Below are 16,600 nucleotides of genomic sequence, written 5' to 3'. Positions count from 1 at the left end.
TTATTTAAGCGTTTTGTTTGGACCAATATTCTACAGCATCAATTGCCCTGTACCAGCCTTTAATATTTTTTTCAATTTCTTCCCTCTCCGAACTAGGATTAAAATTAACATCGGTTTGCCATATTTCCTGAATTTCTTCCAGACTCTCCCAGAAACCTACCGCCAAACCTGCTAAATAGGCCGCTCCCATAACGGTGGTCTCTATTACTTTTGGGCGTACAGTTGCCGTATTTAGAACGTCGGCCTGAAATTGCATCAGCATATTATTTACAGTAGCTCCCCCATCTACCCGTAATTCCTTGATGGAAATTTTTGAATCTGCTTCCATAGCCTTTAAAACATCCATGGTCTGAAAGGCAATAGATTCTATGGCCGCCCTGGCAATATGTGCATCCGTACTTCCCCTAGTAAGCCCAAAAATAGTTCCCTGTGCATGTTGGTTCCAGTAGGGTGCACCCAAACCTGCAAAGGCAGGTACAAAATAAACTCCATCGGTACTGCTTACAGATCCTGCCAACTTTTCTACATCTTCAGAATTTTTAATGATCTTTAAGCTATCCCTCAACCATTGAACTACCGCTCCTGCAATAAAAATACTTCCCTCTAAGGCATATTGGGTTTTCCCATTAATGGTCCACGCTACGGTGGTTAAAAGGTTGTTTTCAGAAACAATAGGCTTTTCCCCAATGTTCATCAGCATAAAACACCCGGTACCATAGGTGTTTTTAACCATTCCCGGTTTGGTACACATTTGGCCGAAAAGTGCCGCCTGTTGATCACCAGCAATTCCAGCAATGGGAATTTTACTGGCAAAAAAGTTGGGATTGGTATTACCATATACTTCACTGGACTGTTTCACTTTGGGCAACATACTCTTTGGAATAGTAAAAAGCTCCAATAACTCATCATCCCATTCCAAGGTGTTTATATTAAAGAGTAAGGTTCTAGAGGCATTGGTAACATCGGTAATATGCAATTCGCCTTTGGTCATATTCCAAATTAACCACGAATCTATGGTTCCCATAACCAAGTCTCCTGCTTCCGCCTTTTTCCTAGCTCCTTCCACATTATCCAAAATCCATTTCACCTTGGTACCCGAAAAGTAGGAGTCGATTACCAAACCCGTTTTTTCCCTTATAAGCTTGGATTTCCCTTGCTTCTTTAATTCATCACAATAATTGGATGTCCGCTTATCCTGCCAAACAATGGCATTATAAATTGGTTTTCCTGTTTTTTTATCCCAAACAACTACGGTTTCCCGTTGGTTGGTAATTCCTATAGCTGCAATATCTGCTCCGTAAATCCCTTTTTTGGTGGTCGCTTCTGCGGCCGTACTGACTTGGGAGGACCATATTTCCAGAGGATCATGCTCTACCCAACCAGGCTTTGGAAAATACTGCGTAAATTCTTTTTGGGAGACCGAAACAATATTGCCTTTTTTATCAAAAATAACTGAACGGGAGCTGGTTGTACCTTGATCTAACGCTAGTATATATTTTTCCATATGGTTGGTAAATTTTTAAAATGGGTATCAAGATAACAAAATATAGGTACTAATTTTGAAAAATCAGCAATGAGGGCCCCAAGATTTCAACAATAACCCCAAACCCACTTAATACAATAAGCCTATTATAAACAGCATTAAAATTATGGTTGCCCATCAAGAAATTTATAGATAAAAATATGCTAGTAGCCCCATAGTGATTAAATTGTTGTTTTTATTCACTTCCTTTAAAACTGTACCATCATGACAACGTATATTATTCTACTGAGGGGAATCAATGTTAGTGGCCAGAAGAAAATTATAATGTCCAACTTAAGGGCCATGCTCCTAGATATGGATTTCGCTATGGTACGTACCTATATACAAAGCGGCAATATTGTTTTAAAAAGCGATTTAACCTCGCCCATAAAAGTATCACAAATAATCAAAGACGGTATTTACACCACTTTCGGCTTTGATGTTCCTGTATTGGTAAAGACATTTAGTGAGTGGAAAGATATTATTGAACAATCCCCATTTAAAAAATTCAACGACTTGGAGACCAGAAAATGGTTTTATGTGCTGCTACAGGAAGCTCCTAAAAAGGAACTCACCCATGGCTTACAACAAGAACAATTTCCGAATGAACGGTTTGTAATTTCGAATAACTGCATCTACCTCTGCTGCGACCAGGGATATGGCAATACGAAATGCGACAATAATTTCTTTGAAAAAAGACTTGAGGTACAGGCCACTACCAGAAATCACAGAACTGTGATGAAATTGTTGGAAATGGCAGAAGGAAATTAATTCAATTCCCAAATTTTATAGTTCAGTGCGGTTGCAAAGCAAACCCAGAGCAGATAAGGAATTAATAGATAAGCGGCAGTTTTACTTACAACTTTAAACCATTTTATGGTAAAGATCAGCAACACAAGTAAGGCAAGAATAACAAGCAAGGCCCCAAACGTATTTTTGAATCCAAAGAAAATTATACTCCAAAGGGCATTGAACAACAACTGAATGCCAAAATGGTACAGAGCGGTTTTCACCCAAATATGATAAAACCCTTTTGCCCAGACAATCCCCGCGGCAACCCCCATCATAATATAGAGTATGGTCCAAACCGGGGCAAAAATCCAATTTGGCGGATTAAAACTAGGCTTATTCAATTCCAAATACCAATCATTTACAGAGGATTGCGTTGCAAAACCGGATAAAAACCCAATCATTAGGCACACTGCTACAGAAATTGCGATATAGGTAATTTGCTTTTTCAAAGGTTGGTTGTTAATGCTCTAATTTAACAATTAATTTTAACAGGATCTACAGCAAAACTCCTTAAAAACTATCTTTGCACAAATTGATTCCATTATGACCGATAAAGACTTTATCCCTTCCAGGTACACTGTAGACAAAACCGAAGGAAAAGTTACATATAGATCGCCCAGCAATATTGCCTTGGTAAAGTACTGGGGAAAGAGGCAACATCAGATTCCCGCCAACCCATCCATCAGTTTTACATTGGATACATGTGCTACCACTACAACGCTTATCTATAAAAAATTGGACAACCAAACTTCCGACTTTACCTTCGACCTCCTTTTTGAGGGCAAACCTAAGGAGGATTTTAAGCCCAAAATAAATGCTTTCTTCAAAAGAACAGAGCCTTACCTGCCTTTCTTAAAAACATATCATTTCACTATAGAAACCTCCAATTCGTTTCCCCACAGCAGTGGCATTGCATCGTCGGCCAGTGGCATGTCTGCCCTAGCGCTGTGTCTAATGGAACTTGAAAGGGAGTTGAACCCAGAAATGGACCCCAATTTTTATAAAAGGAAAGCCTCCTTTTTGGCACGATTGGGATCAGGTAGCGCCTGTAGGAGTATTGAAGGTGATTTAATTCAGTGGGGTGCACATAAGGACACTTTGAACAGTTCCGATCTTTATGCCATAAAATATCCATATAAGGTACACCCGATTTTTAAGAACTATCAGGATACCATCCTTCTGGTGGATAAAGGATCTAAACAAGTTAGCAGTAGCCTTGGCCATAATTTAATGCACGATCATCCATTTGCAGAACAACGGTTCGACCAAGCGCATAAAAATCTGTCTAAATTAAAATCAATTTTCGAAAACGGAAATTTATTGGAATTTATTAAAATCGTGGAAAGCGAAGCACTTACCTTGCATGCCATGATGATGACCAGCATGCCTTATTTTATGCTGATGAAACCCAATACTCTAGAGATTATCAATAAAATATGGGCCTTTAGGGCCTCTTCCAAAACCCATATCTGTTTTACATTGGACGCTGGGGCCAATGTCCATGTACTGTATCCTGAAAAAGAAAAAGAAAAAGTTTACCAATTTATTAGTAATGAGTTGGTTGCATATTGCGAAAACGGGCAGTATATTTGCGATCAAATTGGAAAAGGAGCGAAAAAGCTGTAAATTCAATTTGAAAAATGAATAATTAATAGCGGGATGTTGCGTTAATTATTAAAGAAATTATAAGTTATTGCTGAATAAAGTATAATCATCAAAACTATAATTACAGATTATAAAATATTACGGTTTAATTATTTATGCTTAACTTAAAGGAATGAAAGGACCATTATTTTACTCTAAAATTCTACTTTTCGGGGAATATGGAATCATTAAAGATTCCAAGGGACTTTCTATACCCTATAATTTTTTTAAGGGGGCATTAAAATCCAAGAACAAAGATTCTGAAGAAGCAAAAAAATCCAACGCCAGCCTTAAAGCCTTTGCGGAATATTTAAAAGATTTACAGCAAAAAGACCACGAATTGGTGTCTTTTGATCTGGAGGCCTTGAACAAAGATGTAGCCAACGGAATGTATTTTGACAGTTCCATTCCACAAGGATATGGAGTAGGGAGCAGTGGCGCTTTGGTAGCCGCTATCTACGACAAATATGCTATTGAAAAAATCACCGTTTTAGAGAACCTTACCAGGGAAAAACTACTAAAGCTGAAGACTATTTTTGGGAAAATGGAATCGTTTTTCCACGGTAAATCCTCAGGCCTTGATCCTTTAAATAGCTATTTAAGCCTACCAATACTCATAAATTCCCAGGATAATATAGAATCTACCAGCATTCCGTCCCAAAATTTGGATGGTAAGGGAGCTGTATTCCTTTTGGACAGTGGTAGCACTGGGGAAACTGCCCCGATGGTACATTTGTTTATGGAGCAAATGAAACACGAAGGATTCCGGGCCATGCTAAAAGATCAGTTTATTAAACATACAGACGCCTGTGTAGAGGATTTTATAAATGGGAACGTAAAATCCCTATTTGGGAATTTAAAACAGTTGTCCCATGTGGTCTTGGATAATTTTAAACCCATGATTCCTGTGGAATTCCATAAACTATGGAAGCAGGGAATAGATACCAACGACTATTATTTAAAACTCTGCGGCTCTGGTGGTGGAGGCTATATTTTAGGATTTACCGAAGACATCAATAAGGCAAAAAAAGCCCTGAAAGGTTATAATTTAGAAGTGGTTTATAACTTCTAAACGCAATCCCTATGTTTAGTAGAAAAAACAAGCTCTTGCTATTAAAGTTCCTGAGCCTGTTTTCTGTGGTCAGAGGCTACAACATTCTTATGATCACCTTGGCGCAGTACTTGGCGTCCATTTATATTTTAGCTCCCCATTTACCGCTCCGGAAAGTTGTTTTTGATGTCAATCTGTTCGTTATAGTACTCAGTTCGGCTCTTGTAATTGCAGCTGGTTATATCATCAATAATTTTTACGATGCGGAAAAAGACCTGATTAATAAGCCTCGAAAGAGTATGTTGGATCGATTGGTAAGTCAACGTACCAAACTCACCACCTATTTTGTATTAAATTTTCTTTCGGTATTCTTTGCCAGTTATGTCTCCTTTAAGGCCGTTGTGTTCTTTTCTGCCTATATTTTTGGCATTTGGTTCTATTCCCACAAGTTAAAGCGAGTGCCGTTTTTGGGCAATTTTGTTTCGGCAACCTTAGCCATTGCCCCCTTTTTCGCCGTTTTTGTGTATTATAAGAATTTTGATACCGTGATTTTTGTCCATGCCCTATTTCTTTTCCTATTGATATTGGCCAGGGAAATGATCAAAGATCTAGAAAATATTGCTGGGGATATGGCCCAAAACTATAAGACCATTCCCATATTGTACGGATCAAATTTTTCCAAGACCTGTATCTCCATTTTGATCGGACTAACCCTACTTCCCTCCTTTCTCTTGATCGAATATTTTGATGTGGGCTATATGTACCTCTATTTTATATTCTGTATTTTATTGCTTTTGGGTTTTTTGGTTCTTTTGGTAAAATCCAACAGCAAAAAACACTACGTTTGGCTACATAACATTCTAAAACTGATCATTATACTGGGAGTATTCAGTATTTTATTGATCAATGTGGATCTGGTATTGAACAGAATTCTCTAAGAATCAGTAATAACCGCTCCAATAGCCTAAACATATGATTTCCTTTGCTACCTTTGCAGAAAATTATAGTACTTATGAGTAGGTCAGATTCTAATAACGACAAAAAGGCATCAGGTAGGCAAGGCGGCACTTTTAGAAAAAAAAGCTATGCAAGGGGCAATGCACCGGTAAGAAAGAAAACGGAAGCAAAGCCACCGTCGGACCCCAATGTAATGCGACTAAATCGTTATGTAGCCAACTCAGGCGTTTGTTCGCGTAGGGATGCCGATATTTATATCTCTGCAGGAAACATCACGGTCAACGGCAAGCCGATTACTGAAATGGGCTACAAAGTAAAACTGACCGATGTAGTAAAATTTGACGGTCGTCTGCTAAATCCGGAGAAAAAAGAATACGTACTTTTAAATAAGCCTAAGGATTTCGTTACCACTCCCAAAGATGAACACGGAAGAAGAACCGTGGCCTCCCTTATTTCAAGTGCTTCCAAATCCAAACTCACCGTAGTGGGTAAGATGGACAAGAGCACCACTGGTCTTCTATTGTTTACCAATGATGGTGAGATGACGAAGCGACTTACAAAGCCAAAAAACGGACTTCGAAAAATATATCACGTAGAGCTTAACAAAAACCTTAGGGGCGAAGACCTCCTAAAGATCAAGGAAGGCATTTCTATAGAAGATAGCGTTGTAAAGGTAGATGACATTAGTTTTATTGAAAATGCTCCGAAGAGGGAAGTAGGAATAGAACTAAAGAGCACCCGTAACAAAATTGTACGCCGTATTTTTGAAGAATTGGAATACGAGGTCGTAAAATTGGATCGAGTGGTCTATGCCGGACTCACCAAAAAAGACCTTCCAAGAGGACACTGGAGGCATCTAACCGAACAGGAAGTCATTAATTTAGGAATGATAAAATAGCGCCTAATGTCTATTTTCATTCCCACCATTATTCGTTTTCTCTTATCGGCAACAAACCCTATATCACCCAGATAAAAAGTACGTTATGTTGTTAATATTATTATAAGGTTCGTAAAATTTTGTTGATATTTAAGATTAAATAACCAACTATGAATACTAAAAAAGTAATCGGAATCCTTCTAATAATTGGCGGCCTGGCCCTAGGATATTTAGGTTTGAATAAAATAGAAAATAGCGGGGCCTCTGTAAAGGTGTTGAACATAGAACTCGATGTTTCAGATAAAGGGAGCAAACAACAGGGATATATCTATTTAGGATTAGGTATACTTTTGGTTGCCGGGGGTGTCTATACCGTGAATAAGAAATAACCATTTTTTATCATATAGGTTTAGCTTGGACAATAGAAGTTGACAGGGCTTAGCAAGATCCAAGACGGTCATAATATAAAATGCCATTGTTATTTCTAAAAGGCATTGAATTTGATCGCGAAATAGTCTTTCCAGAAAAAATAACCACAATACTTTCCGCACCTAATCCGCCAAGAGAACATGGCGAGAAAACATGGTACATATTGGAGAAATCCATCCTTTTGTAATCGGCGATCGGACCTGACATTTACGGTTATTGCAAGCCTGCCTAAGTGCTAGGTAGGTGCAACGCGGCAATCTGTTTTTTTTGTAGTAGAAGATGCTTCGTTACGACTGTACCTCACACTGTCTGCTGTAGTCACTTCGACAGAGTCCCATTTTTCTGAACTCCCAATACCTATTGGAAGAGAAGTCGCACACCATTGGTCTTTCCTTAAAGGTCTCAACCAGACAATCCTTTTCATTACGAGTTTAATAAGACTTGGATCTATAATAAATAATCAAAAAAAAATGTAATTGACTATTTTTGGATTATAGAGAAATACTGTTTGCCATTCCTGCTTAATGCCCCTAAAATAAGGGTCTGACATTAATGACGTAAATATGTCGTATTAGAGGCGCTATCGAAACTATAATCCAGAATTACTTTTACATCAAATAAAAAACAATATTAATTGAGCATTATGAGTTTATCACAGCGAATTAAAGAATTAAGATGTAGTAAAGGTATGTCTCAGGAATTACTGGCCGAAGAGTCTAGTTTGAGTCTAAGAACCATTCAAAGAATAGAAAATAATGAATCAGAACCTCGAGGTGATACGTTAAAAAGACTGGCAATTGCACTGGACACTTCTCCAGACGAAATTATAGACTGGAAAATTAATGAGGACAAAGGATATTTAACACTAATGAGTCTATCAGCACTAGGATTTTTGTTCTTTCCGATATTAGGGATTATTCTTCCTTTAATTTTTTGGATACTGAAAAAGGATAAATTGAAGGATGTAAATGAGCTTGGCAAGTCGATATTAAATTTTGAAATCACCTGGTGCCTTCTTCTTTTCTCCTATTTTATTATAATATTCTCCGGATTTTTGGGGGTAATAATGGGATATTTAGATAACATCGTAGGGCCAGCAAGTATCCTAAAAATATATATTCCTGTAATAGTCCTGTATATTTATAACATTACCATAATAATCATAAGCACTATCAGGGTCTTTAAAAACAAAAAACACTGCTATATAACGGCTCTGAAGATATTCAAATAAAAAATATCCAGTATCAAGTCAACCTTTAATCTGTTATTAGGCAAAGTGAGGCTATCTTTTTTTCCAATAGAAGATGCTTCATTACGACTGTTTCCTGATATATTATATGTCAAAAAAACAAAAGAGTATTAAAAGAAGGTTAATTTTTTAGGCATCATAAATCCCCACGTGCTGATATTCAATATTTTACCAACAACCATTGACCCAACCCATACTTACTTCGCTCATTTAACACCCATTATTTGTTAACTTAGGTATTAAATTCCCCCTGTTTGCTGCCTTGCGTACAGAAAAATCGAAATTTACTGTAAAGGAAGATCTTGGCTTAAATAAAGCACAAAAAATAATTTTTTTTAACCATAAATGATAACAATGAAAAAAGTATTGTTTTTAACCGGCGATTTCACTGAAGATTATGAAACCATGGTCCCATTCCAGATGTTGGAAATGGTTGGATACACTGTACATACCGTATGTCCGGACAAGAAAAAGGGAGATATCGTTAAAACGGCTATACATGACTTTGAAGGCGACCAGACCTACACGGAAAAGCCAGGTCATAATTTTGCGTTGAACTACAGCTTTGCAGATGTAAATGTGAACGATTATGATGGATTGGTGATTGCTGGAGGAAGGGCACCGGAATATTTGAGATTGAACAAAAAAGTACTTGAAATGGTACAACATTTTTTCACTACCAATAAACCTGTAGCCGCAATCTGCCATGGGATTCAAATTTTGACCGCTGCAGACGTAGTAAAGGGAAGAAAACTGACGGCTTACCCTGCCGTGGGCCCTGAAGTAACTTTGGCCGGAGGGGAATTTCAATCCATCCCCGTAGATGGAGCCTATGTAGATGGCAATCTAATAACCTCTCCAGCTTGGCCCGCACATCCAAGTTTTATAAGGGAATTTCTAAAGGTTATGGGCGCTAAAATTCAGCTATAACCAACAACCTTGCTTCCTAGGAAGTAATACCTTTATAAGTCCCTGGTATAGGTTGAGCGCTTTAAAGTGGTCAACCTATATCAGGGACGTCAATATTCGACTTTCAACTTTGAACCGCGAACGAGAAACAAAGAATTGCTATATTAGAGACTTCTTTGGAATCAGTATTCCACAATTAAGGCAGTCCTTAAACGTCAATGATCAAAAAAATAGCCCATTCCGAAATTTCCAATGCAGTAAAACTTCACGAACTTTTTCGAGTATCCTATCGCATCGAGGCTGAATTACTGGGCGTAACGGATTTTCCTCCGTTAAGAAGGACTCTTTCAGAATTTCAAAACAGCAACACCCAGTTTTATGGCTTTTGGAAAGATGATATTTTGGCCGCTGCAGTTGAAATAGACCAACTAAAAAACACTCTTAATATCTGCAGCCTTGTAGTAGATCCAAAATATTTTAGGCAGGGAATTGCACGTAGGCTGTTATTGTTCGTTGAAGATTATGACGATTCCGAGACCCTTATTGTAGAAACCGGTTGGGCCAATGCCCCAGCAATAGCCTTATATAAGAAGTTTGGGTTTCAGGAAACACGGGAATATAACAGTGAGGGAGGTATCAAAAAAATATGTTTTAGCAAATCGAAATAAGAAAAATGAAAAGTAACACCATTGGAAGAAATCTCAAATTATTAGTACTTGTTTTTACTGTTTTTTGTGTTGGAAATGCTTTCGGCCAAAGTCTGACCAATACAAAAATCAACGGCTACAGAGGCATTTGGTTCGAATTAAATCAGAAGTACGAGTATGGGGACAAATACTCAGGGGCACTGGGAACCTACACTGCAAAGCACGTTCCGCTAGCCATTTATGCCCCCGAAGTTGAAAAAACCTTTTTTGTATATGGGGGAACGCCATCCGAGGACCAACGTCACCTTCTGTGTATGATCGGGGAGTTCGACCATAAAACGGAAATGGTCTCACGACCCACCGTTGTCTATGACAAAAATGGAGTAGACGACCCTCATGACAATCCCTCCATTCTCATCGATGGCTCAGGTTATATTTGGGTGTTTATCAGCGGGAGAGGTGCCAATAGGCCAGGTTATAAATACAAAAGCAAAGCGCCATATTCCATTAAGGAGTTTGTACAGATTACGGAAGAGGAAATGACCTACCCACAACCGAGGTATACAGATTTTGGCTTTTTTCAATTTTTTACAAAATATACAGGGGTACGTCAACTCTATTATGAAACCAGTAAGGATGGCATTTCTTGGACCGATGATAAATTACTCGCTGCCATCCCTGAAAAGGAAGGAGAAAAATCAGGGCATTATCAGACCTCTGACCTATTTAAAGGCAAGGTGTTAGGTACATTTTTTAACCGACATCCCAATGGCAATGTCGACAAAAGAACCGACCTATACTACATTCAATCGGCCGACTTTGGAGCCACATGGACCACTGTCGATGGCATAAATACCCCAGTCCCAGTGGTGGACCTGGCAAGTCCCGCTAGAGCTGTGGATTATGCCTCCCAAAATAAAAATCTGTATCTCAAAGATATGGGCTTTACAGCTGAAGGCAATCCCGCTTGTCTATACATTAGAAGTAATGGCCACGAACCCGGCCCCAAAAGTGCCCCATACGAATGGTGCATCACCAAATGGAACGGTGCGGAATGGCAAACTACTTTGGTAACCACCTCCGACCACAATTATGATATGGGGAGTCTCTTTATAGGCGAAGACAACTGGAAAATTGTTGGACCTACGGAAAAAGGCGCCCAGGATTGGGGCGTTGGTGGTGAATTGGCCATCTGGCAATCCACTGATAAGGGAGAAACCTGGGAAAAGATAAATAACATAACGGAAAATAGTTCTTTAAGTCATTCCTATGTGAGAAGACCTGTAAATTACAAGGCCCCGTTTTCTTTTTTCTGGGCCGACGGAGATTCGCACCAGCTAAGTAAGTCCGAACTGTATTTTGGAAATTTCAAGGGTGAAATTTGGAAAATGCCCTATAATATGACCGAAGATTTTGAAAGACCAATTAAAATCAAATGATTATTTTAGGACATCAATAGAACCTAATGAAAGCTGTTAAATGTGAAATCTACGGACCCCCTGAAAAGGTGGTTAGGATAACCGAGGTCGCAATACCCTCGCCTAAGGAAAATGAAGTCTTAATAAAGATCCATGCCACTACCGTAAACGACTACGACTGGAGTCTAGTTAGGGGCAAACCCTATATATACCGAATATTTTTCGGGCTATTTAAACCAAAACATACATTGGGTATGGAATTATCGGGCACTGTCGCGGCTTTGGGAGCAAAGGCTACAAAATTCAACATTGGGGATGCGGTTATGGGCGATACCTCTAATTATGGCTTTGGCTCCTTTGCCGAATATATAAGTATTAACGAAAAGGCGGTGGTACAGAAACCCCAGGCTTTAAGCTTTGAGGAAGCAGCAGCCATTCCGCATGCCTCCTGTCTGGCTTTACAGGCGCTTAGGGACCTAGGAAAAATAAAAGAAGACCAAAAAGTTCTGATCAACGGTGGTGGCGGTGGCGTAGGAACCATTGGCCTGCAAATTGCCAAACTTTATAATTGTGAGGTTACAGGAGTGGATTCCCAAGAAAAAGTGGCTACGATGACCTCGCTTGGTTTTGACCATGTATTGGACTATAAAAAGGTGAATTTCACCAAGGCCGGGGATCGGTACGACCTCATCTTGGACTGTAAGACCAACAAAGCTTCCCTTAGCTACCTAAAAGCCTTAAACCCCACCGGGCGATATGTAAGTATAGGTGGCAAGCCTTTCAACCTCATAGGATTATTACTGTGGGGAAAGCTTGTACCCCTGTTCAGTTCCAAGAGGCTAAAGATACTAGCACTAAAATCAAATATTGGCTTGGATTATATCTGTGACCTGCTAGCGCAGCAGAAAATCCAATGCCAGATAGACGGTCCATATCCCCTTGAAGATGCGGGTCGATTGATCCAATATTTTGGAGAGGGAAAACACAAGGGGAAAATTGTAATTAGCATCAAAACCTGATCACATAAAGAATGAATCCCATTGCCCACCTAAAAGAACAACTAGACCAGGAAGGTTTATGGACCGCAGAACTGGAATTAAATAGGAACCAATATTTAAAAGTACAGGGAAGTATGGACACCAACCTCTATTGGGTGGCCGAAGGGAGTTTAAGAATTTTTGTGGTTGAGGAAAATGAGGAACACACTATTAGATTTGGTTATAAGGACAATTTTATAGTTGCGTTGGATTCTTTTCTAAATGAAATGCCTTCCGATTTATACATTCAGGCACTAAAAAAAACTAAACTAAAAGTCATTGGCAAGGCCACTTTCATGGATTTTATGAAATCCACCCCGGAAAACAATACCACCTGGCAACTAATGTTGGAGCAATTGGTATTACAACAAATGGAAAGGGAGCGGGATATCTTAACCGTGTCTCCCTTGGAAAGGTATAAAAGAGTCCTAAAGCGCAGCCCTCAACTCTTTCAGGAAATACCCAACAAATACATAGCCTCCTATCTGAGGATGACCCCCGAAACACTTTCCAGGATCAAAAAATCTTAATTTCAATCAATGTTTTAACGGCTAAAAGGAGTGAATTTTGTCATAAAAAAACAATGGAAATAGCATCTAAGGATTTATTGCAGGATTTGTTGGAGCGCAGCCAGGAACATCAAACCAAGGCCGAGCATTTTAAAAACTTGCCTTTGGAAACCTTAAATTGGAAAGCCTCCCCAGAAAGCTGGAGTATATTGGAATGCCTTGAACATTTAAACCGGTATGGGGATTTTTATATTCCTGAAATTGAAAAGCAGCTAATCGCATCCAGACACCGGCCTTCCGAAAAATTTAAAAGCGGATGGTTAGGCAACTATTTTGCTAATACCATGCTTCCCAAGGAAAAGCTGAACAGGATGAAAACCTTTAAAGCCATGGACCCCATAGGCAGTACCTTGGATAAGGGGGTACTCACCAAATTTATTACCCAACAACAGGCCTTGATCAATTTAATAGAGCTAGCCTCACAGGTAGACCTAACCAAAACCAAAACGGGTATCTCCATATCCAAATGGATCAAGCTTAGATTGGGAGATACGTTTAGGGTGGTCATCTATCACAATCAACGGCACATGGTCCAGGCGGGAAGGGTATTGAAGGAGGCTAGCAGGTCATCTGTTTAGAATGAAAGATTCGAGGTATCAACAAATAGGTCTCGACTGCGCCTGCCTGAAGGCAAGGCAGGCTCGACCAGACATTTTACCGTCATTGCGAGGAGTTTTTGACGACGAAGCAATCTTTATATTAAAGAATCGTATTGCAATGCTGCGCCAACCTAAAGGCTAGGCAGGCCTGTCTACCGACAAGGCAGGCTCACAATGACTAGTGTAGTCACTTCGACAGAGTCCCTTTTCGGGACGACGAGAAGTCACACACCATTGGCATCTCCTTTTAGGTCTCGACTGCGCCTGCCTGAAGGCAAGGCAGGCTGGACCAGACATTTTACCGTCATTGCGAGGAGTTTTTGACGACGAAGCAATCTCTATATTAAAGAATCGGATTGCAATGCTGCGCCAACCTAAAGGCTAGGCAGGTCTGTCTACCGACAAGGCAAGCTCACAATGACTAGTGTAGTCACTTCGACAGAGCCCCTTTTCGGGACGACGAGAAGTCACACACCATTGGCATCTCCTTTTAGGTCTCGACTGCGCCTGCCTGAAGGCAAGGCAGGCTGGACCAGGCAGTAATCCATCATAGCCAACGCAGCATCGCAACATTTTACTGAACTTTGAACCTTCGACCTAATCCCACATTGTTAATTGTTCATTGACATATTGAGCAATACACCGAAGAATTTTGAACTTTATCGATTAAGCGAATCTGAAGCCCAATATTTGCTACCTTAGAAGGTTAGAAGCCAACTTTTGGTTGTAGTACTCCCCCCGCTGCGCACCCACGAAAATTTTACGGAATTAATAGGATTTTTTATACATAGGAATGTATTAAAAAACAGTTTGTCCAAGAAAAGGATATAGGCACATGTTACTAAATGCAAATGTTGTACCCAATATAACCAAACCAAATGGCCACATCAGTAAATTCAGCTTTCAGTACTTTTAATAACGACTATGTAAACCTTTTAAAAGACAGAACAGATAAAGCAAGAGCGAGTAGAAATTGGTTGTATAGTCAACTAAATAAACTCGAAGACAAAGACGACCTAAATTTCCCATTCAAATATGATGGGTGGCATATTAACTATGGTTCATTTGAAAGGAGAACCAAAATTCGTGAATTAGACGATGTTGACTTGATGTTCTGCTTGGGAGGAAACGGAGCTTATTATTCCAAATATGGGAATGAATATACAATCCATACACCTAATGCTGGTGCGAGATTGAAATATTTATCAGATTCCAATATTTTGAATTCAAGGCGAGTTGTTAATAAGTTCAAAAGTTCGTTATCTACAATTGAGCAGTACAAGTCGGCTGAAATTAATAGTCGTGGAGAAGCTGCAACATTGAACCTTTCTTCTTACGAATGGGTATTCGACATTGTTCCTTGTTTTAAAACCGATACTGATATTTATTTAATTCCTGATGGTAATGGGAATTGGAAACCGACTGACCCAAGAATTGACCAAAAAAGGATTACAACAGCAAATCAAAATAATAAAACACTTGTCCTACAACTTGTTAGAACGTTAAAATATTGGAATCGGAGAAACTCTACTTACACTATTTCATCTTATCTATTTGAGAACATTGTCATCAATTTTGTAAATTCAAGAGCAGAATTAAATGGCTATAATGATATAAATATCCGAGATTTTTTTTATTATTTAATTTCAGCCATATTCGGTTCTGTTTATGACCCTAAAGGATTTCAAGGCGATATGAATACTTTTACATTTGCAGAAAAAGAAGCAATTTCAAGAAAAGCTGACTGGGCATATGAAAAAGCAAAAGACGCTGTTAATGCTGAATTAACAGATAAAGACCAAAAAAAATCAATTAATCTATGGGGAGAAATTTTCGGAACAAATTTTCCAACATATGGCCAATAAAGGAAAGAAAATATTGAAAAGGCAAAATAAAGATATTCATATTAACGAATTACTTGCTCAAAAGAGAGTTTACTCAATAGCCAAAAATTATCAAGGTTTGTTGATTTTCATTTCTGTTCCATTGCCAATTATTATTTCATTGGTAATTAAAACTAATCCAACATTAATTGATGAAGCAAGCTATATTTTTGTTCTTTACACAATTATAGCTTCAGTCGGAGAAAAGATTTTAGAAAGTACTATTGACAGATTAAAAAAAATTGCAGCATCAATAAAAGAGACGTTTGATACTAAAGTACTCGACATACCAGTTAATGCAACTTTGAATTTAGTGCTTATAGATAGGGAGATAATTAGACGATATTCTTTAATGTATAACGAGAATCAAAATATTGTCGGTAAGGTTACGGATTGGTATTCTTTGGCTATAAAGAAAGTTGATACTAACGTAGCAAGCTTACTTTGTCAACGTACGAATATCACTTATGATTTTTCAGTTCGTAAACGTTATAAATATTTAGTTTATGTCATTAGCTCAATAACTTTTACTATTCTTTTAATAATCGCACTAACGAATGATTTGAGTTTACAAGGCTTTCTTGTTGAAGTTATTTTACCCTCAATTCCAGTTTTTATGTTCGCTTACAAAGAAATCAATTCAAATACGGAATCAATTGATAATTTAAATCATTTGAGAAATCTGATTGAATCGACGTTAACTAAAACTAATATTGATGATAATATTGACATAGAACACTTGAGAAATATTCAAGATAGAATTTATAATAACAGACTTTTAAGTCCTATGATTCCCGATTTTATTTATAACTCTTTAAGACCAAAACTTGAGGATGAAATGAATTATTCAATGGAAGAGCGGATAAAAATACTGCATACAATAACTAAGCGTTCGTGTGGTCGGTACGGCCAAACATGAACGCAGTGTTGACTGAACCGGGTCCGGTTGTCCCTTACTATGGGGATTGCTATGGTTTAATGGAGTTTTTCAGATGGAACTTGTTGCCAGAGCGGGCC

17 protein-coding genes are annotated in these 16,600 nt (G+C 38.6%); 15 read left to right on the top strand and 2 right to left on the bottom strand.

Annotated features, from left to right (window positions below; genetic code table 11):
- Positions 1–4: 4 nt before the first annotated feature.
- Positions 5–1,504 carry a glycerol kinase GlpK gene (glpK, locus tag MWU78_RS11420; RefSeq protein ID WP_246997871.1) on the bottom strand — a complete coding sequence of 500 codons (1,500 nt, stop codon included), beginning with the start codon at positions 1,502–1,504 and terminating at the stop codon, positions 5–7.
- A gap of 243 nt (positions 1,505–1,747) precedes the next feature.
- Between glpK and MWU78_RS11415 the strand changes: the two genes are divergently transcribed.
- A complete protein-coding gene (locus tag MWU78_RS11415; protein WP_246997870.1) occupies positions 1,748–2,293 on the top strand; it encodes a DUF1697 domain-containing protein in 546 nt (181 codons plus the stop codon).
- Here the strand turns inward: MWU78_RS11415 and MWU78_RS11410 are convergent.
- Positions 2,290–2,763 (bottom strand): TspO/MBR family protein, encoded by a 474-nt coding sequence (locus MWU78_RS11410; RefSeq protein ID WP_246997869.1) that lies wholly within the window; start codon positions 2,761–2,763, stop codon positions 2,290–2,292. The genes MWU78_RS11415 and MWU78_RS11410 overlap by 4 nt on opposite strands.
- Positions 2,764–2,857: 94 nt before the next feature.
- Here MWU78_RS11410 and MWU78_RS11405 point away from each other — a divergent pair, with 94 nt between their 5' ends.
- The 14 genes from MWU78_RS11405 (at position 2,858) to MWU78_RS11340 (ending at position 16,502) form a co-directional block, all read left to right on the top strand.
- Positions 2,858–3,940: a diphosphomevalonate decarboxylase gene (locus tag MWU78_RS11405; RefSeq protein ID WP_246997868.1), complete on the top strand. Its 1,083-nt coding sequence runs from the start codon at positions 2,858–2,860 to the stop codon at positions 3,938–3,940.
- A 151-nt stretch (positions 3,941–4,091) separates the two neighbouring features.
- Entirely contained in the window at positions 4,092–5,030 is a 939-nt protein-coding gene (locus MWU78_RS11400; protein WP_246997867.1) for a mevalonate kinase, read from the top strand.
- A gap of 11 nt (positions 5,031–5,041) precedes the next feature.
- Positions 5,042–5,947, top strand: a complete 906-nt coding sequence (locus MWU78_RS11395; protein WP_246997866.1) for a geranylgeranylglycerol-phosphate geranylgeranyltransferase — start codon at positions 5,042–5,044, stop codon at positions 5,945–5,947.
- A gap of 74 nt (positions 5,948–6,021) precedes the next feature.
- Entirely contained in the window at positions 6,022–6,864 is an 843-nt protein-coding gene (locus MWU78_RS11390; protein WP_246997865.1) for a pseudouridine synthase, read from the top strand.
- Positions 6,865–7,013: 149 nt separating this feature from the next.
- Complete coding sequence (locus tag MWU78_RS11385; protein ID WP_246997864.1) at positions 7,014–7,232, top strand: hypothetical protein; 219 nt, start codon at positions 7,014–7,016, stop codon at positions 7,230–7,232.
- 683 nt (positions 7,233–7,915) lie between these two features.
- Entirely contained in the window at positions 7,916–8,503 is a 588-nt protein-coding gene (locus MWU78_RS11380; protein WP_246997863.1) for a helix-turn-helix domain-containing protein, read from the top strand.
- Between the two features lie 372 nt (positions 8,504–8,875).
- The gene (locus MWU78_RS11375) at positions 8,876–9,451 is read left to right on the top strand and encodes a DJ-1/PfpI family protein (RefSeq protein WP_246997862.1); all 576 of its coding nucleotides are present in this window, start codon (positions 8,876–8,878) and stop codon (positions 9,449–9,451) included.
- Positions 9,452–9,648: 197 nt separating this feature from the next.
- Positions 9,649–10,098 (top strand): GNAT family N-acetyltransferase, encoded by a 450-nt coding sequence (locus tag MWU78_RS11370; protein WP_246997861.1) that lies wholly within the window; start codon positions 9,649–9,651, stop codon positions 10,096–10,098.
- Positions 10,099–10,103: 5 nt separating this feature from the next.
- Positions 10,104–11,516, top strand: coding sequence for a BNR-4 repeat-containing protein (locus tag MWU78_RS11365; RefSeq protein ID WP_246997860.1), 1,413 nt, complete (start codon positions 10,104–10,106; stop codon positions 11,514–11,516).
- A 26-nt stretch (positions 11,517–11,542) separates the two neighbouring features.
- Positions 11,543–12,514, top strand: a complete 972-nt coding sequence (locus tag MWU78_RS11360; protein ID WP_246997859.1) for an NAD(P)-dependent alcohol dehydrogenase — start codon at positions 11,543–11,545, stop codon at positions 12,512–12,514.
- Positions 12,515–12,525: 11 nt separating this feature from the next.
- Positions 12,526–13,062 (top strand): Crp/Fnr family transcriptional regulator, encoded by a 537-nt coding sequence (locus MWU78_RS11355; protein ID WP_246997858.1) that lies wholly within the window; start codon positions 12,526–12,528, stop codon positions 13,060–13,062.
- 53 nt (positions 13,063–13,115) lie between these two features.
- A complete protein-coding gene (locus MWU78_RS11350) occupies positions 13,116–13,679 on the top strand; it encodes a DinB family protein (RefSeq protein WP_246997857.1) in 564 nt (187 codons plus the stop codon).
- 899 nt (positions 13,680–14,578) lie between these two features.
- Positions 14,579–15,565, top strand: a complete 987-nt coding sequence (locus MWU78_RS11345; protein ID WP_246997856.1) for a hypothetical protein — start codon at positions 14,579–14,581, stop codon at positions 15,563–15,565.
- On the top strand, positions 15,555–16,502 hold the full coding sequence (locus MWU78_RS11340; protein ID WP_246997855.1) for an S-4TM family putative pore-forming effector: 948 nt from the start codon (positions 15,555–15,557) through the stop codon (positions 16,500–16,502). Before MWU78_RS11345 ends, MWU78_RS11340 begins: the two co-directional genes overlap by 11 nt.
- The last annotated feature ends 98 nt before the right edge of the window (positions 16,503–16,600 follow it).

It is taken from the genome of Arenibacter sp. F26102 (genome assembly GCF_023015865.1).
Taxonomy (GTDB): Bacteria; Bacteroidota; Bacteroidia; order Flavobacteriales; family Flavobacteriaceae; genus Arenibacter.
Note: the sequence above shows the minus strand (reverse complement) of the source record. Positions and strands in the feature narration are given on the sequence as shown.